Annotated in this window: 20 protein-coding genes; 15 read left to right on the plus strand and 5 right to left on the minus strand. The window is 64.2% G+C overall.

Annotated features, from left to right (window positions below; genetic code table 11):
* Positions 1-96: 96 nt before the first annotated feature.
* Both BLT42_RS07875 and pdeM read left to right on the plus strand, forming a co-directional pair.
* On the plus strand, positions 97-2574 hold the full coding sequence (locus BLT42_RS07875; RefSeq protein ID WP_091769458.1) for a ligase-associated DNA damage response DEXH box helicase: 2478 nt from the start codon (positions 97-99) through the stop codon (positions 2572-2574).
* Positions 2567-3304 carry a ligase-associated DNA damage response endonuclease PdeM gene (pdeM, locus tag BLT42_RS07880; protein WP_091769461.1) on the plus strand — a complete coding sequence of 246 codons (738 nt, stop codon included), beginning with the start codon at positions 2567-2569 and terminating at the stop codon, positions 3302-3304. Before BLT42_RS07875 ends, pdeM begins: the two co-directional genes overlap by 8 nt.
* On the opposite strand, the gene BLT42_RS07885 is transcribed toward pdeM, so the two are convergent.
* From BLT42_RS07885 to BLT42_RS07900, 4 genes are all read right to left on the minus strand, one after another.
* Positions 3271-4020 (minus strand): TIGR02186 family protein, encoded by a 750-nt coding sequence (locus tag BLT42_RS07885; protein WP_091769464.1) that lies wholly within the window; start codon positions 4018-4020, stop codon positions 3271-3273. The two genes, pdeM and BLT42_RS07885, sit on opposite strands and share 34 nt — an antisense overlap.
* On the minus strand, positions 4020-4955 hold the full coding sequence (locus BLT42_RS07890; RefSeq protein ID WP_091769467.1) for a sulfite exporter TauE/SafE family protein: 936 nt from the start codon (positions 4953-4955) through the stop codon (positions 4020-4022). Before BLT42_RS07890 ends, BLT42_RS07885 begins: the two co-directional genes overlap by 1 nt.
* A 6-nt stretch (positions 4956-4961) precedes the next feature.
* The gene (locus tag BLT42_RS07895; protein ID WP_091769470.1) at positions 4962-8297 is read right to left on the minus strand and encodes an SEL1-like repeat protein; all 3336 of its coding nucleotides are present in this window, start codon (positions 8295-8297) and stop codon (positions 4962-4964) included.
* A 189-nt stretch (positions 8298-8486) separates the two neighbouring features.
* Complete coding sequence (locus BLT42_RS07900) at positions 8487-10193, minus strand: hypothetical protein (RefSeq protein ID WP_091769473.1); 1707 nt, start codon at positions 10191-10193, stop codon at positions 8487-8489.
* Positions 10194-10314: 121 nt separating this feature from the next.
* Here BLT42_RS07900 and BLT42_RS07905 point away from each other — a divergent pair, with 121 nt between their 5' ends.
* The 13 genes from BLT42_RS07905 to thiD all read left to right on the plus strand — a co-directional run bounded on the left by BLT42_RS07905 (position 10315) and on the right by thiD (position 24131).
* Positions 10315-10797, plus strand: a complete 483-nt coding sequence (locus tag BLT42_RS07905) for a MerR family transcriptional regulator (RefSeq protein WP_091769476.1) — start codon at positions 10315-10317, stop codon at positions 10795-10797.
* A 51-nt stretch (positions 10798-10848) separates the two neighbouring features.
* Positions 10849-12639 carry an acyl-CoA dehydrogenase C-terminal domain-containing protein gene (locus tag BLT42_RS07910; RefSeq protein WP_091769478.1) on the plus strand — a complete coding sequence of 597 codons (1791 nt, stop codon included), beginning with the start codon at positions 10849-10851 and terminating at the stop codon, positions 12637-12639.
* A gap of 71 nt (positions 12640-12710) precedes the next feature.
* Positions 12711-13874 carry an acyl-CoA dehydrogenase family protein gene (locus tag BLT42_RS07915; protein ID WP_091769481.1) on the plus strand — a complete coding sequence of 388 codons (1164 nt, stop codon included), beginning with the start codon at positions 12711-12713 and terminating at the stop codon, positions 13872-13874.
* Positions 13875-13893: 19 nt separating this feature from the next.
* Positions 13894-14493, plus strand: a complete 600-nt coding sequence (locus tag BLT42_RS07920) for an FMN-binding negative transcriptional regulator (RefSeq protein WP_091769484.1) — start codon at positions 13894-13896, stop codon at positions 14491-14493.
* Positions 14490-15170 carry an endonuclease domain-containing protein gene (locus BLT42_RS07925; protein ID WP_233342384.1) on the plus strand — a complete coding sequence of 227 codons (681 nt, stop codon included), beginning with the start codon at positions 14490-14492 and terminating at the stop codon, positions 15168-15170. The genes BLT42_RS07920 and BLT42_RS07925 overlap by 4 nt, the downstream gene beginning before the upstream one ends.
* A complete protein-coding gene (locus BLT42_RS07930; protein ID WP_091769487.1) occupies positions 15167-16372 on the plus strand; it encodes an acetyl-CoA C-acetyltransferase in 1206 nt (401 codons plus the stop codon). The genes BLT42_RS07925 and BLT42_RS07930 overlap by 4 nt, the downstream gene beginning before the upstream one ends.
* 25 nt (positions 16373-16397) lie before the next feature.
* Positions 16398-18602 carry a 3-hydroxyacyl-CoA dehydrogenase NAD-binding domain-containing protein gene (locus BLT42_RS07935; protein WP_091769490.1) on the plus strand — a complete coding sequence of 735 codons (2205 nt, stop codon included), beginning with the start codon at positions 16398-16400 and terminating at the stop codon, positions 18600-18602.
* A gap of 184 nt (positions 18603-18786) precedes the next feature.
* Positions 18787-19020, plus strand: coding sequence for a hypothetical protein (locus tag BLT42_RS15125; protein WP_233342385.1), 234 nt, complete (start codon positions 18787-18789; stop codon positions 19018-19020).
* A gap of 151 nt (positions 19021-19171) precedes the next feature.
* Positions 19172-20284: a glutathione S-transferase family protein gene (locus BLT42_RS07945; protein WP_091769496.1), complete on the plus strand. Its 1113-nt coding sequence runs from the start codon at positions 19172-19174 to the stop codon at positions 20282-20284.
* A 65-nt stretch (positions 20285-20349) separates the two neighbouring features.
* Complete coding sequence (locus BLT42_RS07950) at positions 20350-21240, plus strand: LysR family transcriptional regulator (protein WP_091769499.1); 891 nt, start codon at positions 20350-20352, stop codon at positions 21238-21240.
* Between the two features lie 174 nt (positions 21241-21414).
* Entirely contained in the window at positions 21415-22248 is an 834-nt protein-coding gene (locus BLT42_RS07955; RefSeq protein ID WP_143024085.1) for a hypothetical protein, read from the plus strand.
* A gap of 73 nt (positions 22249-22321) precedes the next feature.
* The gene (locus tag BLT42_RS07960; protein WP_091769505.1) at positions 22322-23299 is read left to right on the plus strand and encodes a tetratricopeptide repeat protein; all 978 of its coding nucleotides are present in this window, start codon (positions 22322-22324) and stop codon (positions 23297-23299) included.
* Between the two features lie 25 nt (positions 23300-23324).
* Positions 23325-24131 (plus strand): bifunctional hydroxymethylpyrimidine kinase/phosphomethylpyrimidine kinase, encoded by an 807-nt coding sequence (thiD, locus tag BLT42_RS07965; protein ID WP_091769508.1) that lies wholly within the window; start codon positions 23325-23327, stop codon positions 24129-24131.
* Positions 24132-24140: 9 nt separating this feature from the next.
* Here the strand turns inward: thiD and BLT42_RS07970 are convergent, their stop codons facing one another.
* Positions 24141-25046 (minus strand): DMT family transporter, encoded by a 906-nt coding sequence (locus tag BLT42_RS07970; protein WP_233342386.1) that lies wholly within the window; start codon positions 25044-25046, stop codon positions 24141-24143.
* Position 25047: the final 1 nt, after the last annotated feature.

The raw sequence follows: 25047 nt of genomic DNA on the forward strand, positions 1-25047 counted from the left end.
CAGTTCAAGCCAACTCTATGCCGCAGCGAGCGCGTGCGCGGCAGAGGGACGGTTTTGTGCTTTGTCCCCCCTTCGCTGGCGCGCTAAGTCACAGGCATGAGCCCCGTCGCCGCGCCCCCCTCCCTGCCGCCCGCCTTCCAGGCCTGGTTTGCGGCGCGTGGCTGGAATGTGCGTCCGCACCAGATGGCGATGGTCGAGGCGGCGGCCCGGGGCGAGGATGCGCTGTTGATCGCCCCGACCGGTGGCGGCAAGACGCTGGGTGGTTTCCTGCCCAGCCTGATCGAGCTCGCGGCATTGTCGGAAACCACTCCGAAGCAACGCCCCCACCGGCTGCACACCCTCTATATCTCGCCGCTCAAGGCGCTCTCGGTCGATGTCGCGCGCAATCTCACCACCCCCGTCTCCGAAATGGGGCTGGATCTGCGCATCGAGACGCGCACCGGCGATACCTCGCCCTCCAAACGCCAGCGCCAGCGCGCCTCGCCGCCCGACATCTTGCTGACGACGCCGGAACAACTGGCCCTGTTCTGTGCCTCGCCCAATATCTCCACCTTCTTCGCCGATCTCAGACATATCGTGATCGACGAGATCCACGCCCTCGCACCGCAAAAGCGCGGTGACCTCCTGAGCCTGGCACTGTCGGCGATCTCGCGCTGGGCGCCGTCGGCGCGGCGCGTTGGTCTGTCGGCGACGATCAGGGATGAGGCCGAACTGGCGCGTTGGCTGGCACCACAAAGCCCTGGCGGGCCGGAGCGGCAGGCGGCGATCATTCGCAGTGCGCCAGGGGCGCGGCCGCAGGTCGAGATCCTCGATCCGGCCGAACGCATCCCCTGGGCCGGGCATTCCGCGCGCCATGCGATGGGCGATGTCTATCAGCGCATCAAGGCGGCGCGGCTGGCACTGGTCTTCGTCAATACGCGCTCCCAGGCCGAGTTCACCTTTCAGGAGCTCTGGCGCCTGAACGAGGACAAGCTGGCGATCGCCCTGCATCATGGCTCGCTGGCACCGGAGCAGCGGCGCAAGGTCGAGGCGGCGATGGCGGCGGGCAAGCTCGACGCGGTGGTGTGTACCTCGACGCTCGATCTCGGGATTGACTGGGGTGATGTCGATCTGGTGATCCAGATGGGCGCACCGAAAGGCTCCTCGCGCCTGATCCAGCGGCTCGGCCGCTCCAATCACCAGCTGGATACCCCGTCCCGCGCGCTGCTGGCACCGAGCAATCGCTTCGAGCATCTCGAATGCGAAGCCGCGCGCGAAGCCGTCGCCGCCAATGCGCTCGATGGCGAACCCTTGCATGCCGGCGCGCTCGACGTTTTGGCGCAGCACATTATGGGCCGTGCGTGCGGTGAGCCTTTCATGGCCGATGCCCTCCATGACGAGATCCGCACCGCCACCCCATATGCCGGGCTCGATCGCGACACCTTCGACCGCGTGCTCGATTTCGCCGCCACCGGCGGTTATGCGCTCAATTCCTATGAGCGTTTCCGCCGCATGGTGAAATCGCGCGACGGCCTGTGGAGTGCCCGCACGCCACAGATTGCCCAGCGCCACCGGCTCAATGTCGGCACCATTGTGGAAGCGCCGATGCTGGAGGTGGTGGTGTCCTCGCGTGGCCGCGGCGGGCAGCGGCTGGGCCAGGTGGAAGAGTATTTCATCGAGCAATTGGCGCCCGGCGATACTTTCCTGTTTGCCGGCCAGGTGCTGCGTTTTGAAGCCATCGAGGAGATGACGGCGCGGGTGACGCGCAGCCAGGATACGACGCCGAAAATCCCCAGCTATAATGGCGGTAAATTCCCGCTCTCCACCTATCTTGCTGCCCGGGTGCGCGAGATCGTGCAGGATGCCTCGCTATGGGAAAGCCTGCCGGGGCAGGTCCGGGACTGGCTGGACATCCAGCGGCTGCGGTCGGCCCTGCCACGCGCCGACGGTCTGCTGGTCGAGACCTTCCCGCGCGCGGCCCATTTCTATCTCGTCTGCTATCCCTTCGAAGGTCGTCTGGCACACCAGACGCTGGGCATGCTGCTGACGCGACGGCTCGAACGTTTGCGGATGCGGCCGATGGGCTTTGTTGCCAATGAGTATGCGCTGGCCGTCTGGGGGCTGCGCGATATGTCACGGCTCGATCTTGATGCGCTGTTTGCCCAGGACATGCTCGGCGATGATCTCGATTCCTGGCTGGCCGAAAGTGATCTGATGAAGCGGACCTTCCGCAATTGCGCCATCATCGCCGGCCTGATCGAGCGGCGTTTCCCGGGGCAGGAAAAGAGCGGCCGCCAGATCACTTTCTCGACCGACCTGATCTACAATGTCCTGCGCGAGCACGAACCCGATCACATCCTGCTGCGCGCCGCCTGGACGGATGCCGGCACCGGCCTGCTCGATATTCACCGGCTCGGGCAGGCCTTGACCCGCATCCAGGGCCATATCACCCACCAGGCGCTGAGCCGCATCTCGCCGCTGGCGGTGCCGGTGATGCTGGAAATCGGCCGCGAATCCGTTCGGGGTGAGGGGCAGGAGAGCATTCTGGTGGATGCCGCTGATGAACTGATCGCGGAGGCGACCCGTCTTGACTGACCCTGTCCGCCCGCAGGCCCATGCCTTCCGGCTCAATGGTGTCGAGGCCCTGGCCGATGCCGGCGGGGTCTTGGTCCTGCCCGGCGTCTCGACGCTGATCGTGTCCGATCTTCATTTCGAGAAGGGCTCGGCCTATGCCGCCCGCGGCCAGCTCATTCCGCCCTATGACACACGCTCGACCTTGCGGCGGCTGGCCGAACGCATCGCTCATCACCGCCCGCAGCGCGTGGTCGCTTTGGGTGACAGCTTTCACGATCTCGGGGCTGATGGCCGGATGGATGCGGAGGACGTGGCGGCGCTGCAGGCACTGGTCGGCTCGATTGCCGACTGGGTCTGGATTGAGGGTAATCATGATCCCGCCCCGCCGCCGCGCTTTGGCGGCACCATCCTGCATGAGTTGAGCATTGACGCGCTGACCCTGCGACATCTGCCGGCCGAGGGCGCGGCGCCGGGCGAGATTGCCGGACACCTCCATCCCTGCGCCAGGGTGCGCGGCAAGGGGCGCTCCGTGCGGGCGCGCTGTTTCGCGACCAATGGGGCACGTTTGGTCATGCCGGCTTTCGGGGCTTTTACCGGCGGGCTGAATGTTTGCGATGCCGCGTATGATCGCTGTTTCGGCGCCACGCCGGATGCCCTGATCATGGGCACTGAGACCGTTTACCCGGTCGCGGCGGCGAAACTCATCCCGGACCGGGCTCAGTCGCGGCCGAAAATCAACGCGGCGAGGTAGCCGGCCAGCATCGCCAGGGCGACACAGAACAGGCCGTAAATCATCGGTGCATTATGGGCGAATTCATATACCAGCCGTTCGAAGCCGGCCTTCTCGACGCGCAGGCTGGTGGTGCGGCTGGCGACGGGGCGACCATCGCGGAACAGATAGACCTCGGCGGTATAATTTCCGACCGGTGTGCGCGGCGGCATTTTGAGCACGGCGCGGAACAGGCCACCATCGAGTACGTCGACCCCGCCGGGCGTTTCCGCGTAGAGCGCGTCGCGGCCGCCGGCGCGCAGGACCGCGGCACGGTAGTTTTCCAGCTCCGTTTCATCGGGGTCGTCCTCGTCGGGACTGGTCTGCGGATGCAGCAGGCTCTCAAGCCCGATGCCATTGCGCGTCAGTGATTCCGGTGAGGCGATGACGTCGATCGGCAGCGAGCTGGCCATGGCGTAATAGCTGGGCACGGTGGGGAAATCGACCGGGGCCGTATTGACCCAGATGCCGAAACTGCGGCGCTTGCGCATGACGCGCAAATCCTGATCGGGACCGCGCAACACAACCACAATCTCGTCACGCAAGGTCAGGCCGCGCGTAGCGCCATAGAGCACCAGCGATGTGCCGGCGAAATTCTCGCGGATCTCGACCGTCTCCTGGGTCAGGGCGGCCATGATGCCGGGCGCCTCATTGACCATGGGCTGTTGCACCAGCAGGGCGAGGGCGAGCATCATCATCAGCTGCCCCCTCCGCCATGCGGCAGGACGACGAACATGTCAGCCGGTGTCACGACGAGGTCCAGACCCAGCTTGATGCAGACGCCGACCACCATGATCGCCAGCAGCGCGCGCAATTCCTCGGCCTTGACGTGGCGTCCGGCGCGGGCGCCGAACTGGGCACCGATCACACCGCCGACCGTCAGCATCATCGCCAGCACGACATCGACGGTCTGGTTCTGGGCCGCCTGCAGGAAAGTGGTCAGGGCGGTCACGAACAGGATCTGGAAGAGGGAGGTGCCGACCACGACATTGGTCGGCATGCGCAGGATATAGATCATCGCCGGTACGATCACGAAACCGCCGCCAACGCCCATAATGGCCGAGAGGGCACCGACGAAGAAGCCGATCAGAACAGGCGGGATGACGGAGATATAGAGGCCCGAGCGCGGGAAGCGCATCTTGAAGGGCAGGGTGTCGATCCAGCCGCGCTTGCCACGTTTCACACCGCCCTCGCGGCGTTCCGGGGCCTGATTGCGGCGCAGGATGGAGCGCACGCTTTCGATGAACATCAGCGCGCCGATTGTGCCGAGAAAGCCGACATAGCTGAGCGAAATGATCAGATCGATCTGGCCGAGTTCGCGCATGGCGGTGAAGATCTGGACACCGACAATGGAGCCGGCAAAACCACCCACCAGCAATAGCGTGCCCATTTTGGGATCAAGGGTCTGGCGGCGCCAGTGGACCAGCGCGCCGGAGGCCGAGGAGGCAACGATCTGATTGGCCTGGCTCGAGACGGCGACGGCGGGCGGTATGCCGATGAAGAAGAGCAGGGGGGTCAGAAGGAAGCCGCCGCCGACACCGAACATGCCCGACAGAAAACCCACACCCGTACCCAGTCCCAACAGCAAGAAGATGTTTACCGAGATCTCGGCGATCGGGAGATATATTTGCACCGCCCGCTACCCCGCCGCAGCGCGTTCGAGCCGGTCGAGCAGGCCGGAATCGACACGCCCGGTTTGCGGTAATCCCTGGTCGGCTTCGAACGCCATCACCGCATCATAGGTCTGGCCACCGATCATGCCGTCAATCGGTCCGGGCGAATAGCCCAGGGCGGCCAGGAAGCCCTGGGCGCGGTAGATATCATTGGAGTTGGCAATCGGTGCCTGTTCCCAGGGCAGGTCGCGATAGAGGCCGTTGGCCTGGGCATCGATAGGACGCGGCTGGAAGGAGGTGATGATACGGCGGGCTTCCACGAGGGCGGCCGGCTCCATCATTTCCTCGAGCGCGGCGGCGCGCTGGGAGGCGGTCGGGTCAGACTCGCTGGCGGCGATGGAATACCAGGTGAAGGCATCGGGCACGCTCAACGGCACACCCTGGCCGCTCTCGAACAACAGGGCGAGATTGAACTGGGAGTCGCGCAGGCCGAGCAGGGCGGCCTCCTGGAACCAGCGGGCAGCCTCGTCGAAATTCACGGCTGTGCCGGTGCCGTAGTAATGCATCACGGCCAGATTATGCATCGCCCGGCGGTGGCCGGCATTGGCGGCGCGTTCGGTCCAGCGGCGGGCCGCTTCCAGATCGATGCCGACCCCTTCGCCGGTCTCGAGCAATTTGCCATAGCGGTATTGCGCTGAAGGCACGCCCTGTTCGGCGGCGCGGCGCAGCAGGATGGCGGCGGTGGCGGTGTCACCGGCATCAAGACTGCGCATGCCGAGCATATAGCGCGCCACGGGATTGCCATCAGCTGCGGCGCTTTCGAGCGTGTTCGCGCCACCATTTGTGGTGCTGCGCTGGGGGGCGGTGCGGCTGGGCTCCTGGGGAGCGGGCGCGGTGAGCGGGATGGTGCTGCCCGAAGCGTCGGCGACGGCATTGGCGGGCGCCGGCTGACGCTCGCCTGTATTGTCGCCGGTGTTGGCTGTGACAGGCTCGCTGGAATTAACGGCAGGGCCAGGCGCGGCTTCGGTCGCGGCCGGATCGGTGGAGCCTGCGGGCACGGCTGCACCGGGTGCAGCAGGGTCTGCGGTGGCAAACCCGGCCTCGACCGAGGCAACGAAGCTGCGCTCCTGCACCGCATTCGCGGCCTGGCTGGCAGCGTCGCCGCGAATGGCTTCCCAAACCAGGATGGCGCCGGCACCGCCGAGCATGACGAGCGCGATGACGGGCAGGGCGATGAGCAGGGTGCGGCCAAGCTTGGAGGGGCGGCTGCCGTGATCATAATCGGTTGTTGAGCTCTGGGTGCGGGTGCGTTCGCGCGCCGAGGCGAGGAAGTCGGCATCCGCTGTGGCACCGATGCGCTGTGCGGGCCGGGGTGCGGGTTGAGCTGTCGGCTGTGGTGCCGGGGCCGGTATCGGCTGCGGCGCGGGCCGGGCTGCTGCCTGGCGTGCGGGCTCGGCGGCCGGCCGCACGGGATGGGAATGCGTTGATTGCGTCGCAATGACAGCGGCAACCGGGCGCGGTTCTGGTGCCGGCTGAGCAGCGGGCTCAGCGGCGGCCTGCGGCGCGCGCAAGACCGGTGCCGCCAGCGGTTGAGCGGGCGCTTGTAGCTGCGGTGCCGTCTCGGGCACGAGAAACGGATCGGCTTCGTCGGGCGCGTAGTGACTGCGTGGCGTTTCGGCCTGGGGCGGCGGTGCCAGTGGCATATCGAAATCGATCGCTTCGACCTCTGGCTCCGGCGCGGCCGCCTCGGTGCTTGCCTCAGCGTCTGCTGCCGCGTCGACCTCAGCCGCCATTTCGGCGTCAGCGACGGCTTTCGCCTCGTCGTCCTGCTTGCGCGCCTCGATGGCTTCAAGCCGGTCGGCCAGGGCCGACATGGCGCGCTGTACGGGCGAGAGGACTTCTTCTGTATCGGCACGCACCGTGGCGAGGCGATCCTTGACGCCACTCATCGCATCCTCGATGCGCTGGGCGGTCCGCTCCTCGGACTGGCGCAACCGGTCGGCGAGCGCCTCGTCGGAGGCCGCTTTCTTTTCGTCCAGCCGGGCGATGACCTCGGCCATACGGTCGGTCGCGGCGGCAACCGCGGTGGACGATTGCGCTTCGGCATGGCTGATGCGTTCGGCCAGGGCCTTGCCCATACGAGTGACTTCATCACCCATCCGGCGCAGCGATTCTTTGCCCTCCTGCCGGACATCATCCAGCCGGCGGTCGATATTCTGCTCCGAGCGCGTATCGCGCAGGGCGTCCTGGGTGCGGCGCTCATTCTCGGTCAAGCGGCGCTCGATGGCGCCGGCCAGCTTGGTCAGCTCATTGCCGAGCTTGTGCATGCCATCGCCCTGGCGGCGTTCGGCATCATCAATGCGGCCCAGTGCCTGGGTAAGCGCGTTCTCGAGCCGGTCGACCCGGGGCTCGGCGGCGACATTGCTCAGGGCGCTGGCGAGCTGGGAGCGGGTCTCGGCAATCATGCCGGCGACTTCGCTGGACAGGCGGTCGAAGCGGCGTTCCAGTTCGACATTGTCGCCGGAATTGCGCGATTCCAGTGTTTTCAGCCGGTCTTCGAGACGCGAGACCGTGGTGTCGAGCGCGCGCGCGGCATCATTGGTCTGGCGCTCGGCGCCCTCGACCCGCAGACGCAGGCTGTCGGTTGCCCGGTGCAGACCGTTGAGGACTTCGCCCGAGCGCTCATCGCGGCGCTTGGCCTGGTCGGCCAGGTCGGCGGCGCGGTGTTCGGCCCGCTCGAGCTTCAGCGCCAGCGCTTCGGCAGACTTGCGGGCAGCCTCGCCCTGTTCCTTGACCTGCTGGCCGGTGTCGTGCAGCCGCGCGGCAATGTCGTTTTCATGTTCATAGAGCCGGCGCGCCAGCTTCATGATGGTTGTTTCGATGGCCTTGCCGGTTTCCGGATTGCCCGTCGCCTGGCCGGATTCCATCTGCGCGATCCGGCCGGCCAGATCGTCCTGGCCCTGACGCACCCGGCTGAGATCCTCGCGCGTTTCCTCGAGCTGTTCCGCCTGGCGTTCGCTGCTGCGGCCGACCTTGTCGACAAGCTGGTTGATGGCCTTGTCGAGACTGCCGAGTGTTTGGGAGGACTGGTGTTCGGCCGCTTCGATGCGTTCGGTGAGGCGGTTGACCATGGCGCGCAGCAGACGGTCTTCGCCCGGTTCGGCCGGGCTGGTGCCGCCGCCAAAGCCTGGAAAGCCTTCCAGCGCATCATCCCAGCGCGGATTGGCTGGATCGGAATCGTCGAGAATTACCCGGTTGAGCCACTCGCCCAGGGTAACCCCGTCATGACGCGCAGCCGTCTTGGCACGCGCCCGAGCGCGGGGATCGATTCCCTTGACGCTCCAAGGACCTGCAGACGACATGCGAATCGCTCACCTAATTGCCCAGGCTCAAGCTACCGGGCGGTTAATATTGTGTAAACCAAGGCTGGTAACGCTATATGTAGTGTTTCCACACCCAATGCTGGAAAACGACGCCAAAACGCCGAAATCCTGAGTCTGAACAAGGCTCCGACTCGGTTAACGCGGCGTAAAACCTGTGGGTAAATGGCGTTAATCTGTGTCGGTGGGCGGTTCTGTTTCCGCTTCGGTCCCGGCTGGATCCGTGGCCGGTGTCTCGTCCGATGCCTCGACGGGCTCTTCGACTGGCGCCCCGACTGCGGCGTCAACGGGCACTTCGACCACAGCCTCGACCGGGGCCGGGGGCGGGCGGAAATAATTGGGCGCAATCGCCTGCAATTGCGCATTCATCACCGCGGCTTCGCGAACCGGCGGTGTCGTTGCGGCGGCAGGCACGCTGACGGCGATATCAAACAGCATCCAGGCTGATTCGACATCGGCCTGGCTCGCCGCATATCGGCCCGCATGCCAATAGGTCAGCGCGCAATGCGGGTCGGCCTGGGCGCTGGCGGCGAACAGGCTCAACGGATCGAGTTCCGGGGCGTGGGCGGCGTCAGAGGTGCGCAGCGCTGCCAGGGTCTCGGCGGCGAGCAGGTTGGCGGCTGCACCGGCCAGATCACCACGATCGAGATAGGGGCGCAGGCTCTCGAGCGCGGCGGCGCGGTCACCCTGCAGAGCTGCAAGTGTCGCCATCAATCCCTCGAATTGCTCGTCGCCGAGGCCAGCGGCGACGAGCTGGGAAATCCGCATGCACAAGGGTTCGGTCGAGCGTGCCGGGCAGGCGCCCAGGTGATGGGACGCCTGGTACAGCATCAGCAGCGCGCCGGGCTTGTCGCCAGCGCTGGCGGCGGCCTGTGCTGCATCGAGGAAAACTGCTTCATCGGGGCTGCCGCCAGGGTGGGCCGCTGCGTTGAGGCCGGCATGGGCAAGGGATGCGAGTTCCGGATCAGACCATTCATAATCGGCGGCGGGCGCGGCGGGCAGATTCTCGGGCCAGGGAAAGCGCGCCGTGCTCTCGCCGGCGCTGAGCCGGCTCCAGACTTCGCGCCGGCCGTCCGGGCTGCTCGGGCTGAAGACGATGAAGCCAAACCGCTCCGGAATGCCCGTCAGCGTACTCATGATATTGAGGGCGTCGGGATGGATCGGTGTCGTGTGGCGCAGCCAGCGCCGGAAAAGTTCGACATCGGCCGGGCTGCCGTCCTCGCCAGGCGTGACGCCGAGAATGACGGCGCCGTCGGGATTGCGGCGGATTTCCTGCGCGCCGGCGTCTGTCGTCGTGAGCTGCATGGGGACTTCGGCCAGCCGAACGCCCATCGCGGCTTCAATCCAGAAGCGTTCGAACCGGCTGCCATCGGGGCCGGTCACCTCATCGAGTTCGCCGCCACGCGTATAGAAGGTGAAGGTGTCCATCTGGCGGTGGACATAGCCGATCACCGGGCGGTTGCGCATCACCGGTCCGGTCGGGGTCGCGACCCGGGTCAGGATGCGCTCCTGATTGAAATCGATCACGGCCGCGCCGGGGTCGGTGGCCTCGGTGACATAGCCATCGCCAATGACCACTTCGCGCGTCTCGTCTGATTGCTCCGTGCCGTCGAGGTCGAAGCGTTCGATGCGCCAGCGTGTGCGCAGGACGCGCTCCGCGGTCCCGCCGCGGGCGGCCAGATAGTCCTCGCGGCTCAAAAACGCCCCGGCCGGCGCGTAGACCGGGATCTCAACGATGGTCTCCTCCGGCGCGACCGGGCGCCGCTGGACGACAGAAAACGGGTCGTCGGCGGCTTGCTGGGCAAGCGCCGGCGCGGTGACGGGGGTGGCAGCAAGCGCGAGCAGGGCCAGCAGCCAGGGGCGTGTTGATCGGGTCATGGCCCAACATTGCCGCGCGGCGATCCTCGAGGGAAGGGGGGACGGCAAAAACACCTGCGTCTCGTGGCGGAAAATCAAAATGACGTTGACGTTCGCGTCAACGTGTGCGCATAAGAATGGCATGATTGATCCGGTCGCTCCCGATTCCGAATTCACCATCCGCGAACTCGCGCAGGAATTCGATGTCACGCCCCGCACGCTGCGCTTTTACGAGCAGAAGGGCATGATCCATCCGGTCCGGCGCGGCGCCAGCCGCATCTATTCAGCGATCGACCATGCGCGAATCGAGCTGATCCTGCGCGGCAAGCGCGTTGGTTTCGCGCTCGACGAAATCAAGGAAATTCTCGACCTTGAGCCGATCTACCGGGGTGGCCGCGAGCGGCTTGAGCCTGCGATCGAACGGTTCGAGGCGCGTGTGGCTGTTCTCAAACAACAGCGCGAGGATGTCGATCACGCCATCGCCGAACTGCAGGCCGGCCTCGACTGGATGCGCGACCGGCTCGCCGACCGCGAGCCGTCAGAAGATGTGCGCCGCCGTGCCCGTGCTTTCGAGGCGCTGGCCGCGGCGCGTCTCGATCCCTGGTCGAGCCTGAACGCGGAATAGCCTGAACACTTACAACCCACTTTGCCCTTACGCCCCATCGGAGATCTCACCATGACAACCCCTTATCGCGCCCCGGTTCGTGACCAGCGTTTCATTCTCCATGATGTGCTCAATCTGGCTCAATACGGCGATCTTCCCGGCTTTGCCGATGCCGATGCAGACACCATTGATGCCATCCTCGAAGAGGGCGGGAAATTCTGTGAGGGCGTGCTCGCACCGCTTTCGCATGTCGGCGATGTCGAGGGCTGCGTTCGCGACATGGATGGCAATGTCAAAACCCCGGCCGGTTTCAAGGATGCCTTCAAGCAGATGTCCGAAGGCGGCTGGACAGCGCTGTCCTCCGACCCGGAATATGGTGGCCAGGGCCTGCCGCATGTACTCAATCTGGCGTTCAATGAAATGGTTTCGGCCGCCAATATGGCGTTCGGCATGTATCCGGGCCTGACCCTGGGCGCCGCCGCAGCCCTCCACACCGGTGGCAGCGACGAGCAGAAACGCCTGTATCTGCCGAAGATGATTTCCTGCCAGTGGGGCGGGACGATGAATCTAACCGAACCGCATTGCGGCACCGATCTGGGTCTGCTGCGCACCAAGGCCGTGCCCCAGGCGGACGGTTCCTACAAGATTACCGGCCAGAAGATCTGGATCTCCTCCGGCGAGCACGACATGGCGGAAAATATCATCCACCTCGTCATCGCCCGCATCGAAGGCGCACCGGACGGCGTGAAGGGGATCTCCCTCTTCGTGGTTCCGAAATTCCTGCCCGATAGCGACGGCAATCCCGGCGCCCGCAACACGCTGAAATGCGGCGGGCTGGAAGAGAAAATGGGCATTCACGGCAATGCCACCTGCGTGATGGATTATGACGAGGCCACCGGCTGGCTGGTCGGCGAGGAAAACAAGGGCCTCAAAATCATGTTTATCATGATGAATGAAGCCCGCCTCGGCGTCGGCCTGCAGGGCTATGCCCTCGCCGAAGCCGCCTATCAGCAATCGCTGGGCTTTGCCCGTGACCGCCTCCAGGGCCGCTCCCTGACCGGACCGAAAAATCCGGACGGCCCGGCCGATCCGATCATCGTGCACCCTGATGTGCGCCGCATGCTGATGGACCAGAAGAGCTTCGTTGAAGGTGCGCGCTGTTTCGCGCTCTGGACGGCGCTGCAGGGCGATCTCGAGGAGAAGGCATCCGATCCGAAAGTGCGCGAGAAGGCCGGTGATTACATGGCTCTGCTCACCCCGGTGGTGAAGGGCTATCTGACCGGCAAGGGCTTCGACATGGTCTCCAGCGGGTTGCAGATCCATGGCGGATCGGGCTTCACCGAGGAGTGGGGCGCCTCGCAATTGCTGCGCGATGCCCGCATCACCCTGATCTATGAAGGCACCAACGGCATCCAGGCGCTCGACCTGGTCGGCCGCAAGCTGGCGATGAATGGCATGCGCCCGATCATGAGCTTCTTCGCCGAGCTCGACGCCTTTGTTGCCGCCGGTGGCGGCGAAAGCGAGCAGCCCTTTATCGCCGCGGTTGCCGATTGTAAGGCCAAGCTCGAGGAGGCCACCAACTGGCTGGTCGAGAATGGATTGAAGAATTTCGATCATGCCGGCGCCGCCTCGCATGATTATCTCCAGCTCTTCGGCCTGACCTGCCTGACCTATATGTGGGCCAAGATGGCGAAGGTTTCGGCGGCGAAAATCGCGGCCGGTGACAGCGATCCGATCTATGCCAACAAGATCAAGACCGGCGTCTATTTCATCGAGCGCTGGGTGCCCGAAGGCGCCATGCATCTGGCCAAGGTCAAGACCGGCGCCGATGCGATGATGGCGCTGTCGGCCGAGGAGTTCTGAGGCCACGCCTGAAGGCAGTAGCGAACACGATAAAAACGACACGAGCACCATAACACTGGGGAGTGGGTGATATGCAGGATCCGTTGAACGTACCCAAGCCGGCCTGGCTTGACCGCGAAGACGTCAATATCTTTTCCGAAGCCGTTGCCGGCTTCCTCGAAAAGGAATGCACACCCAATGCCGAGCGCTGGGAAAAGGCGGGTATTGTCGACCGCGAGCTCTGGTACAAGGGCGGCGAGGCTGGTCTGCTCGTGCCGTCCTGCCCGGAAGAATATGGCGGGGCCGGCGGCGACTGGCGGCATGACTATGTCTTCCACATGCAGGCCTCGATGCGCGGCACCGGTGGCTGGGGCGCTTCGCTGCACAACTCCATCATCGGGCCCTATATCTGGCATTACGGCTCGGAAGAGCAAAAACACGCCATCCTGCCGCAAATGGTCTCCGGCGAGCTGGTCGGCGCCATCGCGATGAGCGAGCCGCATGCCGGTTCCGACCTGCAGGCGATCAAGACCACCGCCGTCAAGGATGGCAATGGCTACCGGATCAATGGCGCCAAGACCTTCATCACCAATGGCGGTACCGCCAATCTGATCATCGTCGTCGCCAAGACCGATGCATCAAAAGGCTATGACGGCACCTCGCTCTTCCTCGTCGAGACCGACGGGCTGGACGGTTTTCGCCGCGGCAAGCTGCTCGACAAGGTCGGCCTCAAATCCCAGGACACGGCCGAGCTCTTCTTCGACAATGTCTGGGTTCCGGCCAGTGCCCTGCTTGGTCCGGAAGAGGGCCAGGGCTTCATCCAGCTGATGCAGCAATTGCCCCAGGAACGCTTGCAGATCGCCGTCCAGGGTGTCGGCGTCATGAAGCGCGCCCTGATCGAGACGATCGCCTATGTGAAGGAACGCGAAGCCTTCGGCCGCCCGATCATCAAATTCCAGAACACCCAGTTCAAGCTCGCCGAATGCAAGACCAAGGCGACGCTGGCGGAAGTCTTTGTCCACCATTGCTCCGAACGTCTGCTCAATGGCACGCTCGATGTCTCGACCGCCTCGATGGCGAAATACTGGGTCTCTGACGTCCAGAACGAGGTCGTCGATGAATGCGTCCAGCTGCATGGCGGCTACGGCTTCATGAATGAATATCCGATCGCCAAAATGTGGCGCGACAGCCGCGTCCAGCGTATCTATGGCGGCACGAACGAGATCATGAAACTGCTGATCGCCAGGTCGCTCTAGGGCTTATTGGACGCGAACAATGTACACGCCAAAATACTTCCGCATCGAAGACCAGGCTTCGCTTTCAGCGTTGATGCGGGCCTATGATTTCGCCATCGTGCTGGTGCCCGGTGAGCCGGATCTGGCGGCGACGCATATTCCGCTCAAGCTTGATGATGGCCGCCAGATGCTGATCGGCCATGTCGCCCAGGCCAATCCGATTGCCCAGGCGATCCGCGATGGCAAGGAAGCGGTGGCGATCTTCTCCGGTCCGCATGCCTATGTCTCGCCGACCTGGTATTCGGACCCCAACAATAATGTGCCGACGTGGAATTACATGGCGGTGCATGCGTTCGGGCATTTCATCCCGCTCGAAGGCGAGGCGGCGGAACGCTCGCTCTCGGCACAGATCGCTGATTTCGAGTCCGATTGGCGCATCACCAATATCGAGCTGGGCCAACGCGTCCGGCTCGAGAGCGCCATCCAGGCGTTCGAATTCAAGATTGCCCGCCTCGAGGGCAAGGCCAAGCTGTCGCAGAACAAGCCGGCCAGGGAACGCATGCTGATCGCCAAGGCGCTCGAAGCGCGTGGCGAAAACGCTGTCGCCCACCATATGACTGAAGTGGGGGCGGAAGAATGATGATGTCATCCGCGCAGGCCCCCTCCGCCGGCTGCGCCGGCACCTCCCCCATGAATGGGGGAGGACGAAATGACGATTTCGACTTCGTCTTCCCCCGCCTGCGGGGGAAGTGGTTGAGCGTCAGCGAAACCGAAGGGGGTGCGTTGCGCCCGGGCACCGAGCGCTCCCGAAAGCTGGCGAAGCGATTGCGTCGCGAGATGACAAATGCCGAAGTGAAGCTCTGGGTGCATTTGCGCAAGCGCGATTTGTGCGGGCACCGCTTCCGGCGCCAGCACCCCATCGGGCCTTATGTTGCGGACTTCGCCTGCGTTGCGCTGAAGCTGATCGTTGAAGTCGATGGCGGCACGCACGGAACGCCGGAGGAAATCGCTCACGATCGGCGCCGTACGCGCTTCCTTGAAGCGCAAGGCTGGACAGTCATTCGATGCTTCAATGTCGATGTCTACAGCAATCTCGACGGCGTTCTGACCCAGATCGCCGAGGCGCTCATCAATCTCGACCGCGAAGCGGCGGTGTCTCGTACGAACCTATCCCCGCAGCCTGCGGCTGCGGCCCCATCGGCCCGGACTTCGTCCGCGCCATTTCCCCGTCGGGGCGGGGACGAAAGCGACTTTCAGAAACCAAGAAACCCAGTCGATAGAGCATTCAACCCGAATACGGGAAAGGACGTTACATGACCGAAGCTTATATCTATGACGCCGTTCGTACGCCGCGCGGCAAGAAGAAGAATGGCGCGCTCAACGCCATTACGGCGCTGCAATTGGCGACCCAGCAGTTGCAGGCGATCCGCGACCGCAACGGGCTCGATACGGCGCTGGTCGATGATGTCATCATGGGCTGTGTCTCGCCGGTGGGTGAGCAAGGCGCGGACATCGCGCGCTCGGCCGTGATCAATGCCGGCTATGCTGAAAGCACGGCCGGTTTCCAGGTCAATCGTTTCTGTGCCTCGGGCCTGGAAGCGGTCAATCTGGCGGCTGCCAAGGTGATGTGCGGCGAAGCTGATTTCGCGATCGGCTCCGGCGTTGAATCCATGAGCCGAGTACCAATGGGTTCCGATGGCGGTGCCATGGGCGTCGATCCGGAAATGAGCTTTGATCACTACATCGTGCCGCAGGGCATTTCCGCCGACCTGATTGCCACCAAGCACGGCTTCAGCCGCGACGATGTCGATGCCTATGCGATGGAAAGTCAGCGTCGCTCGGCCCAGGCCTGGAAAGAGGGCCGGTTCAAAAAATCCATCGTGCCGGTCAAGGACCAGCTCGGCCTGACCATTCTCGACCATGACGAACACATGCGTCCTGGCACCGACATGCAGGCGCTCGGCAGCCTGAAATCGGCCTTCAAGGACATGTCTGATTTCGTCGGCTTCGAAGCCGTGGCGCTGCAGCGCTATCCCGATATCGAATATCTCAACTGGGTCCATACCGGCGGCAATTCCTCCGGTATCGTCGATGGTTCATCGGCCGTGTTGATCGGTTCCAAGGAAGCGGGCCTCAAGGCCGGCCTCAAGCCACGGGCGCGTATCCGCTCGATGGCCTCGATTGGTTCCGAACCCACCATCATGCTGACCGGTCCGGTCGCCGTCACCGCCAAGGCTTTGAAGAAAGCCGGCATGTCGTCGAAGGATATCGATCTGTGGGAGCTCAATGAGGCGTTTGCCGCCGTCGTGCTGCGCCTGATGCAGGCCTATGAAATTCCGCACGACATCATGAACGTCAATGGCGGCTCGATCGCCATGGGTCACCCGCTCGGTGCTACCGGCGCGATGATCCTTGGCACGCTGCTCGACGAAATGGAGCGGACCGACAAGGAAACCGGCCTCGCCACGCTCTGCGTCGGCGGCGGCATGGGCACCGCGACCATTATTGAACGCGTCTAATCGGATCGATCAGGAGATATTAGAGATGAAAAACTTCACATTCGAGATCGATAGCGACGGCATTGCTCTCATCACCTTCGACAGCCCCGGCAAGTCGATGAATGTCATTTCCGCCGACGTCATGGCGGATTTCGATACGCTGACAGCCAAGATCAGCTCGGATGACAGCGTCAAGGGCGCGGTCATCACTTCCGGCAAGGATGCGTTTTGCGCCGGTGCCGATCTGTCCGAACTGGGTGGGTCTGCGGCTGAACTGGCCAAGCTTCCCGAAGACGAGATGAAGGCCAAGCTGTTCGAGCAATGCTTCCGTCTCAACAGGACTTTCCGGGCACTGGAAACCTGTGGCAAGCCGGTTGCGGCCGCGATCAATGGCCTCGCCCTGGGCGGTGGCTTCGAGATCGCCCTGGCCTGTCATTACCGCGTCATGCCGTCGGATAATTCCAAGGCCAAGCTGGGCCTGCCCGAAGCCATGGTCGGCGTTCTGCCTGGCGGTGGTGGCACCCAGCGTCTGCCGCGCCTGGTCGGTCTGATGAATGCCGCGCCAATCCTGCTGCAAGGCAAGCAGATCGACGCCAATACGGCTCTGGCCCAGGGCATTGTCCACGCCGTCGTGCCAATGGCCGAGCTGGTCGCCAAGGCCAAGGAATTGGTCAAGGAAAACAAGCTCGAGTCCAAACAGCCCTGGGATGCCGACAAGTTCCGCTTCCCCGGTGGTGGCCCCTACCATCCAGCCGGTGCGCAAATGTTCGGCGCTGCCAGCCCGATGCTGCGCAAGACCACCTACGGTAATTACCCGGCCCAGCGTTACATCCTGTCCTGCGTCTATGAAGGCTCACAGGTCTCCATGGATGAGGCGATCAAGATCGAGAGCCGCTATTTCACCAAGCTGATGCTGCGGCCTGAAAGCCGCAACATGATCCGCTCGATCTTCCTGTCAAAGCAGGCGCTCGACAAGGGTGGCCGTCGTCCGGCCAGCCAGTCCAAGGGCGAGATCAAGAAGGTCGGCGTCATCGGTGCCGGCTTTATGGGTGCGGGCATTGCCACGGTTTCGGTCCAGGCCGGGATCGAGATTGTCCTGATCGACGCCACGCAAGAGGGCGCCGAGAAGGGCAAGCAGCATGCGATGGATCATTTTGCCGGCGGCGTGAAGCGCGGCAAGCTGAGCCAGGAAAAGGCTGACAAACTGGCCGGCATGATCACCCCGACCACCGATTACAACCTGTTGAAGGATGTCGATCTGGTCGTCGAGGCCGTGTTCGAGAATTCCGAACTCAAGCACAAGATCACCAAAATGGCCGAGGATGTCATTCCTGAAGGCGCCGTGTTCGGCTCCAACACTTCCTCGATCCCGATCACATCCCTGGCCACCGCTTCCAAGCGGCCTGACCAGTATATCGGCATCCATTTCTTCTCGCCGGTCGAGAAGATGAACCTGGTCGAGATCATCATGGGCGAGAAGACGGGCGATTATGCCCTGTCACGCGCGATCGATTTCGTCACCAAGATCAAGAAAACCCCGATCGTGGTCGCCGATACGCGTGGCTTCTACGCCAATCGTTGCGTCATGCGCTTCATCGGCGAGGGCATGAATATGCTCGCTGAAGGTATCAAGCCGGCCCTGATCGAGAATGCCACCCGTATGGCCGGCATGCCGGTTGGTCCGCTCTCCCTGCAGGACGAGGTTGCCCTCGATCTTGGCGTGAAGCTGATCAAGCAGACCAAGGCCGATCTCGGGGCTGACTACAAGCCATCCCCGACCGAGCCGATCCTGTTCAAAATGGTCGAGGAATATGAGCGTTTTGGCCGCAAGAACGCCAAGGGCTTCTACGATTATCCGGCCGAAAAGGGCCAGCCCAAGCGTCTCTGGCCTGAGCTGGAGCAATTCGCTCCGGGCGGAAAATACGCTGAAGAGCAGCCATCTGCCGACGAGATCAAGGATCGTATCCTCTACACCCAGGCGCTCGAAGCGGCGCGCTGTATGGAAGAGGGCATTGTCCAGGATCCACGTGAAGCCGATGTCGGCTCCATCCTCGGCTGGGGCTTTGCGCCCTATACCGGCGGCGCGCTGAGCTTCATCGACACGGTGGGGGCCGCGGCCTTCGTCAAGCGTGCCGATGAGCTGGCAAAGGCCTATGGCGACCAGTTCGCCGTGCCGGCCCTGCTGCGCGAAATGGCCAAGAAGGGTGAAACTTTCTACGGCCGTTTCGGCAAGGAATCTGCTGCCGCCTGATTGGCAGCGATGGTTTGACATGAGAACAGGCCGGTCCGGTTTTCCGGGCCGGCCTTTTTCATGACCGCCGTCCAGGCGGCCAACCGTCTGTAAACCTTTCATTAATCAAATATGACATGCGCGGTGTTGCGAAGGGACGAAGATGAGGCGTCTCACTGGAGTGAGTCGCGACATGGAATTGCGCATGACCCGTTTTGGCCGAATGACGTGGCACTCTTCTGCGCGGCTTGTCGCGCTTGCTTCCTGGGCTTTGGCGATTGCCTTGACCGGCAGTATGGGCTGGCAGGCCTGGACAGCGATCCAGGAGACCAATGGGGCGCAGCGCTATGGTGGTTCCCAGGTCGACACTGCCATGATGGCGTCGCAATCGCTGACCGATGCCCAGCTGATTGCCCACAAGAACCGCGTCGCGCGCTAGGGGCGGCGCGCGCCGGGGGCTGACCCCGGCCAGGGTTGGCCTTTCTACAGATTCTCCGGCCTGGAATCAGGCGGTCTTCCCGTTGACAGGATGCCGCTTGCGCTGCGTTCAGCAAGCGTCCAAACTCCTGAAAACATAAGGGAGTCTCGCCATGACCTATACGCTGATCGGCACCGCAGTTTCGCTCTATACCGGCAAGGTGCGCGGCTATCTGCGCTGGAAGAATGTGGCTTTCCGCGAGCAACTCTCGACGGTTGAGGCTTACAAGTCGGTTATCCTGCCGCGCATTGGCTGGCCTGTTGTCCCGGTCCTGCTGCATGACGACGGTAGTGCACGTGGTCGCGCCGTGCAGGACACGACCGAGATCATCGACTATGTCGAGGCGCACGAGCCGGGGCCTTCGGTCTATCCGGACGGACCGGTGCAGAAGCTGGCGGCGCTGATCCTTGAACTGTTCGGCGATGAGTGGCTGGTCATTCCGGCGATGCATTATCGCTGGGCCTATAATCGCGATTTCGCCCAGGCGGAATTTGGCGCGACCTCCTATCCGGACCTGCCGCCGGAGGAGCGTCTTGCGGCGGTCCAGAAATCGGTCGACTTCTTCTCCGGCGCACTCCCGGTGCTGGGTATCGCGCCCGATAGCGTCGCCGCCGTGGAAGCTTCGTTCGAAGCGTTTCTTGCCGCGTTCGAAGCGCATCTGGAGCAGCATGACTTCCTGTTCGGCTCGCGGCCCTCGATCGGTGATTACGGTTTTCTCGGACCGCTCTACGCGCATTTGCTGCGCGATCCGGCCTCCGGCGAAATCATGGAAAGACTGGCGCCGCGCGTTGCCGACTGGGCCCGGCGCACCCATGCACCGCAGCACGCCCTGACGGGTGATTTCCTCGAGGATGACGACATTCCGCCAACCCTGATGCCGATGCTGGAAATGTTCGCGGCGCAGCAATTGCCGGTTCTGCTGGGCACCGCCAGGGCGCTGGCCGAATGGTCCGAAGAAAACCCGGATGCCTCTGAATTGCCGCGCATTTTCGGATTCAACAAAGCCATGATCGGACACGGCGACACTGTCGTCGAGACCGACCGGGCCATCTTCCCCTACCCACTCTGGATGCTGCAACGTGTCACCGATCATCTCGCCGGCCTGGACGGCGAGGCGCGGCAGTCAGCCGAGAAAATGCTGCGCAGCATAGGTGCAGCAAAATTGATCGGTTTTGAACTCCCCATCCGGCTCAAACGCGAGAATTACAAACTCGTCCGGGGCTGATCCGCTCTTGATCGCAACGGGGCAATGCCGCATGAATTCGCTTCGCTTTATCGCTTGAGGAAATAATGGACCGGATCGACGCCTTGCGGCTCTTCTCCTCTGTCGCCGAGCTGGGCAGTTTCACCCAGGCCGCCGAGCGCGAGGGCATCACGCCCGGCGCCGCATCGAAACAGATCACCGCCCTGGAATCCCGGCTGCAGGCCCGCCTGTTCGAGCGCACGACGCGGTCGGTCCGGCTGACCGAGGCGGGCGCCGCCCTGCTCGATCGCGTGCGGCCCTGGCTGGGCGAATATGATGCGCTGGAAGAAGGTGTCGCGGATGCGCGCTCAGCGCCGGCCGGCCTGTTGCGGGTGACGGCTTCGGTCGATTTCGGGGCGCGCCAGCTGATGCACCCCATCGCCAGCTTCATGGCGCAATGGCCCGGGGTCGAGGTGCGGCTCTCGCTGGTCGACCGCATGGTCGATCTGGTCGAGGAGGGCTTCGATGTCGGCGTGCGGATCGGCAATCTTGATGACAGCGCCCTGATCGCCCGCCGCCTGGCGCCGGCCTGTATGAGCCTGGTCGCCTCGCCGGCCTATCTCGACGCACGCGGCACGCCCCGGCATCCTTCCGAACTGGCGACGCACGACATCATCATCGACCGCAACAAGCCGGCGCCGCAACAACTCAAATTCACCCGCGGCAGCGAGGAGACCGATGTGCGCGTCTCCGGCCGTCTGACCCTGAATGGCGCCAGCGCTGCGATCGAGGCCGCCGCCGCCGGTGTCGGCATTGCCTGCTCGCCGCGTTATGCCGCCCAGGCCGCGCTGGACGATGGCCGCGTCGTGCCGCTCCTGCCCGACTGGGAACCGGACCACCGCAATCTGTGGGCTGTGTTCCCGTCGAGCCGCTATCTCACCCACCGGGTCCGCCTGTTTGTGGATCATCTCGCCGAGCACTTCACCAGCAGCATTTGAGGCTGTGGACAAGTCTGTGGAAATCCTGTGTGGAGGTCTGTGGGTAGTCCTGGACGTCGCACAGGGCCGGCCACCTTGCGGGCGGCAGCAGACCGGCGGAGATTCCCGATTCTGCCCTGCACCGCTTCGTGATATAAGCCCCGGCAAGGTAATCGTGAATTCCGGGGGATGTCGATGAAACAGTTATGGGTGGCGGCACTGGTCTGTGCCGGTCTGACGGCGTGCGCGAGCACAGGTGGCGGCGTTGGCGGCAGCGTATCGAACAGCGCCTTTGACTACGCGCCCTCCCGGGCCAATCGCTCGGCCGATACCCGCATTGGCTATCGCCTCACAGGCGAAAGCTGGCAGGGGCGGATGGTGTTTGAAACAGTCGGCGGCGAAGTGCGCGTTGATCTCGGTCTCGACGGACTTGAGAGTGGTGCCGCGCGAGCCGAACTCTTGATCGCCATGCCCTATCTCGACGGCGGAGTGCGCCGCTATGAGGGTCTGGCCGATACCGGCCGGCCTGTCACTGTCGAGCTCCAGGCCGGGCCTTGCCATGCTGGCGATGGTGCGACCCATCCCTATTTCGCCAAAGTGCGCATGGGTATGAGCGAGATCCGCGGCTGTGCCTCGGAGACGGCACCGGTTGATCGCTGGTCCAATTATCTCGCGCAATACCTGCCGGCCATCGATGCCTGCCTGGCGGAAATGTCGGGCAATGCCGATCACATCTCGCTCGCCTACACCCTGTCTGGCGGCGCCACCGGGATCCGCCTGGTTGACCGCGACGGCGCCAGCTGGGAATGCGCCACGCGCGAGGACGGCCACCGCGTCAATTCCCTGCGCCCGATCGACGCCGCCGATGCCGTGCTCGGCGAGGGCGACCCGATCTTCGTCCGTTCCGCCATGCCTGATGCGCAGATGAGCTGTTACGTGTTTGAATCCGTCCGGGAAGCCGATGGCCGGCTGATCGGCGCGCTGGGTCATGATGCCTGCGATGGCGGTTTTGACGGCAGTATTGGCTGAGCCGCGCGCGATGCTGATTGTCCGCTCCCGGCGGGTGCACTTAACGCGGCCTTAACGCGAAGCGGTGGAGGGCATGATGATGCGCGCCCTGATTTTTCTCTGCCTTGCCCTGTCGATGGCCTCTCCCGCCCATGCCGAATTGCGCGATTTGCGCGCCCGGCTGTCCGGGCAGGAAGGTCTGATCTGGATCGCCTTTGATGGCCAGCCAACGCTGCTGCGCCGTCAGGCAACAGCGTCCGGCCTCGAACTTGTCCTAGAAGGCGTCAGCGTCAATTCGCGTGAGATCGTCCCGCGCGATCGCGATCTGGTGACCGCCGTCCAGGTTGAGCCGACCGAGCGCGGCGCCCGTATCGAACTGGTCGCCGGCCAGGCCTGGGCCACCAGCGAAGCCGAGTTGCGCGAAGGCGGCGTGCTGGTCCGGGTCCGCCTTGCCCAATCCGGCGCGTCGGTGATGCCAGTCGCCACGGCCTATCCGGCGACAGCGCCCGACTGGCAGCCGACACCGACGACAAGTCAGGCGCCGGCCGCCATGCACACCGCGCCGCCGGTCGCGCGCGCCCCATCACCGTCCGCCCCGCGCTCGACCGATCCTGCGGTCCAGCCGCAAGCTCCCGCTCCAACTCCAAGGCCAACCCCGGCTCCAGCCCAGGCCCAGGCCCAGGCTCCGGCTGCGAGCCAGCCGCCCCGGGCGAGCTCGATGCCGGCCCAGGCCGCCGCGATGGCTGCTGCCGCTTTGCCAGCCGGGCAGCCGGGTTGTTCCGAAGCGGCCGCCGCCGTCGAGGCCAATCCCTGGGATGATGCGAGCCTGATGCAGCATGCCCGCTGCCTGTCGGGCGGCGGCGATACCGCGTCGGCGATCCGGATCTATGAACAAATGCTCGCCTTCGAGCCGGAAAATGTCACCGCAGCGCTGGCCCTGGCGGATCTGCGTCTGCAACAGGGCGATCGCGCCGCGGCACGGACGCTCTATCTGCGCGCGGCTCGCCATGCCAATAGCGATGCCGAGGCCATGCGCGCGCGCGGTCAGGCCGAGGCGCTGGGCCCGGAATAACAGCGCAGCCATGCCGGAGAGACTGATGGAACACGAACATGCCGGCCGCGTGCTGGTCATCGCCGGATCCGATAGCGGCGGCGGCGCCGGTATCCAGGCCGATATCAAGGCGATTGCGGCCCTGGGCGGCTATGCCACCACTGCGATCACGGCGATCACGGCCCAGAACACGCTCGGCGTAACGGCCGTGCACCCGGTCCCCGTCGACATCGTCATCGCCCAGATGACTGCGGTGCTCGATGATATCGGTACGGACGCGATCAAGACCGGCATGCTGGTCAATGAGGCGATTGTGCTGGCTGTTGCCGATCTGATCGAACAACGCGCGCCGGGCCGGCCCTTCGTGCTCGACCCGGTGATGGTCGCGACCTCGGGCGATGCCTTGCTTGATGCTGGCGCCGAGGCCGCGATCCGCGACCGTCTTCTGCCGCTGGCAACGCTGGTCACACCCAATTTCCCGGAAGCTGAACGCCTGGCGGGCGGCAAGATCGAGGATATTGACGGCCAGATCGGTGCGGCAGAGGCCCTGATGGAAATGGGCGCCCGCGCCGCCTTGATCAAAGGCGGGCATCTGCCCGGCAAGGTCGCGCGCGATGTGCTGGTCTCCTCGCGCGGCATGGAGCTGATCGAGCGGCCGAAGATCGAGACCCGCCATACGCACGGCACCGGTTGCACCCTGGCCTCGGCGATCGCGGCCCTGCTGGCGCGCGGTTATTCACTGCCGGATTCCGTCAAGCATGCCGGCGATTATCTCTATGAAGCGATCTCCCGCGCGCCGGGCTTCGGCGCCGGTCACGGCCCGGTTGACCATATGTGGATGATCCGGGAATAGGCGAACCGGTCAGACCGGCGGCGGCAGGACCGCTTTCTTGCGCGCAATCCAGACCCCGGCGAGGATGATCGCCAGCGCGAGCAGCGCAGTCCAGCCAAGGGTTTCGCCAATCAGCAGGCCGGTCGCGACGGCGGCAATCGGGGTCATGTAATTGACCGTCGCGAGGAAGCTCGGCCCGGCCGTGCGCGCGATCTGCATCAGCAGGACCGAGGCCAGTGCCGTCGGCCCGATCGCCAGCCAGAACACGCTCATCCAGGCCGAAACCGGGGCGGCGGGCATATGGGTCAGATCCCAGATCCCGAAGGGCAGGGAGAGCAGCGCGCCCATGATCAGCATGCCCGCACCCGAGAGCGAGGGCGGCGTGTCGGGCAGAAGGCGCGCCAGCACCGCATTGATCCCGTAGCAGATCGCCGCGCCCAACACGCCGATCTGGGCCACCAGCCCCGAGCCGCCCAATCCTTGCAGGGCAACCGGCCCGAGCAATACGACGACACCGGCAAAACCGATCAGGAATCCGGCCAGGCGCCGTGCATTCATGCGCTCGCCGGGCACGAAAACATGCGCCAGCGCGATGGTGGTCAGCGGCATGGTGGCGATCAGAATACCGGTCAGCGAGCTGTCGATGGTTTGCTGGCCCCAGCTGATCAGGAAGAAGGGCGCGGTATTGCCGAACAGGCCCAGCGCGCCAAACCATAGCCAGCGCTTGTCATTGAGTGGCGGCAGGCGGTGGCCGCGCGCATAGGTCCAGCCGGTCAAGAGAATGGCCGCGCCGGCGATGCGCACCAGGATCAGGGCGGAGGGGGAAAAACTGATCACCGCATGCTTGATGAAGGCATAGGCCGAGCCCCAGAGCAGGGTCAGAATGATCAGCATGGCCCAGTCGCGCAGGGTCGGGTGGTGGAGCGGGCGGGTCAAA

Origin of the sequence: Maricaulis salignorans (assembly GCF_900103475.1) — a bacterium.
GTDB classification, from domain to species: Bacteria; Pseudomonadota; Alphaproteobacteria; order Caulobacterales; family Maricaulaceae; genus Maricaulis; species Maricaulis salignorans.

What these genes read in the sequence shown, in the direction of transcription:
- BLT42_RS07875 (WP_091769458.1), top strand. Translation starts at nt 97, where the DNA reads ATGAGCCCCGTCGCCGCGCCCCCCTCCCTGCCGCCCGCCTTCCAGGCC.
- BLT42_RS07885 (WP_091769464.1), bottom strand. Translation starts at nt 4,020, where the DNA reads ATGATGATGCTCGCCCTCGCCCTGCTGGTGCAACAGCCCATGGTCAAT.
- BLT42_RS07895 (WP_091769470.1), bottom strand. Translation starts at nt 8,297, where the DNA reads ATGTCGTCTGCAGGTCCTTGGAGCGTCAAGGGAATCGATCCCCGCGCT.
- BLT42_RS07900 (WP_091769473.1), bottom strand. Translation starts at nt 10,193, where the DNA reads ATGACCCGATCAACACGCCCCTGGCTGCTGGCCCTGCTCGCGCTTGCT.
- BLT42_RS07905 (WP_091769476.1), top strand. Translation starts at nt 10,315, where the DNA reads ATGATTGATCCGGTCGCTCCCGATTCCGAATTCACCATCCGCGAACTC.
- BLT42_RS07910 (WP_091769478.1), top strand. Translation starts at nt 10,849, where the DNA reads ATGACAACCCCTTATCGCGCCCCGGTTCGTGACCAGCGTTTCATTCTC.
- BLT42_RS07915 (WP_091769481.1), top strand. Translation starts at nt 12,711, where the DNA reads ATGCAGGATCCGTTGAACGTACCCAAGCCGGCCTGGCTTGACCGCGAA.
- BLT42_RS07920 (WP_091769484.1), top strand. Translation starts at nt 13,894, where the DNA reads ATGTACACGCCAAAATACTTCCGCATCGAAGACCAGGCTTCGCTTTCA.
- BLT42_RS07925 (WP_233342384.1), top strand. Translation starts at nt 14,490, where the DNA reads ATGATGATGTCATCCGCGCAGGCCCCCTCCGCCGGCTGCGCCGGCACC.
- BLT42_RS07930 (WP_091769487.1), top strand. Translation starts at nt 15,167, where the DNA reads ATGACCGAAGCTTATATCTATGACGCCGTTCGTACGCCGCGCGGCAAG.
- BLT42_RS07935 (WP_091769490.1), top strand. Translation starts at nt 16,398, where the DNA reads ATGAAAAACTTCACATTCGAGATCGATAGCGACGGCATTGCTCTCATC.
- BLT42_RS15125 (WP_233342385.1), top strand. Translation starts at nt 18,787, where the DNA reads ATGACCCGTTTTGGCCGAATGACGTGGCACTCTTCTGCGCGGCTTGTC.
- BLT42_RS07945 (WP_091769496.1), top strand. Translation starts at nt 19,172, where the DNA reads ATGACCTATACGCTGATCGGCACCGCAGTTTCGCTCTATACCGGCAAG.
- BLT42_RS07950 (WP_091769499.1), top strand. Translation starts at nt 20,350, where the DNA reads ATGGACCGGATCGACGCCTTGCGGCTCTTCTCCTCTGTCGCCGAGCTG.
- BLT42_RS07955 (WP_143024085.1), top strand. Translation starts at nt 21,415, where the DNA reads ATGAAACAGTTATGGGTGGCGGCACTGGTCTGTGCCGGTCTGACGGCG.
- BLT42_RS07960 (WP_091769505.1), top strand. Translation starts at nt 22,322, where the DNA reads ATGATGATGCGCGCCCTGATTTTTCTCTGCCTTGCCCTGTCGATGGCC.
- thiD (WP_091769508.1), top strand. Translation starts at nt 23,325, where the DNA reads ATGGAACACGAACATGCCGGCCGCGTGCTGGTCATCGCCGGATCCGAT.